Source organism: Streptomyces sp. MB09-02B, from assembly GCF_033794485.1.
Lineage (GTDB): Bacteria > Actinomycetota > Actinomycetes > Streptomycetales > Streptomycetaceae > Streptomyces.
On sequence record NZ_JARGEE010000960.1, the window covers coordinates 1 to 768 of the forward strand.

The 768-nt window shown below is 72.4% G+C and carries 1 protein-coding gene; it reads right to left on the minus strand.

What is annotated here, in order from left to right:
- Nucleotides 1-136: 136 nt before the first annotated feature.
- On the minus strand, nt 137-768 hold a 632-nt coding region (locus tag P1P70_RS45325), incomplete at its 5' end, for a pyridoxamine 5'-phosphate oxidase family protein (RefSeq protein WP_319248424.1).

The window sequence follows — 768 nt, forward strand, 5'->3', positions numbered from 1 at the left end:
GTGTTGTGGTCGGCGGGGTGCCGGGTGCCGGGTGCCGGGTGCGGGCTGGGGGGCGTTTGTCGGCTGCGGACCGCGAGTCGAGTGTGGCTGATCGCGTAGTTCCCCGCGCCCCCATGGAGCGCGGGGTGGTCGTCGGCTACAGGGTCTTGAGGTAGTCCGGGAGTTCCGTGCCCGGGGCCAGGTCGGGGTCCGGGATCGGGGTTTCGTAGCCCTTGCGGAGCGGGACGACGCCGGCCCAGTGGGGGAGCGTGAGGTCTTCGGGCTCGTCGTTGACGCCGCCGGTGCGGGTCTTGGCCGAGACCTCGTCCAGGTCGAGGCGGATCACGGCCGTGGCCGCGAACTCCTTGCCGTCGGCGGGCCGGGAGTCCCGCGAGCGGCCCGGTACGACATGGTCGACCAGGGCGTCCAGGGCGATGCGGCGCTCCTCCGGGTCGGTCACCTGGTGCGCGGTGCCGTGCACCACCACCGAGCGGTAGTTGATCGAGTGGTGGAAGGCGGAGCGGGCCAGGATCAGCGCGTCCACGTGGGTGACCGTCAGGCACACCGGGAGGCCCGGGTCGGCCTGGCCCGTCATCCGCAGCGGGCGCGAGCCCGTCGAACCGTGCACATAGAGCGTCTCGCCCACCCGGGCGTACAGCGTCGGCAGCACCACCGGGGCGCCGTCCCGGACGAAGCCGAGATGGCAGACGTACCCCTCGTCGAGTATCGAGTGCACCAGTTCCCTGTCGTACGAGGCCTTCTGGGCGCCCCGGGTGGGGACCGTGCGCT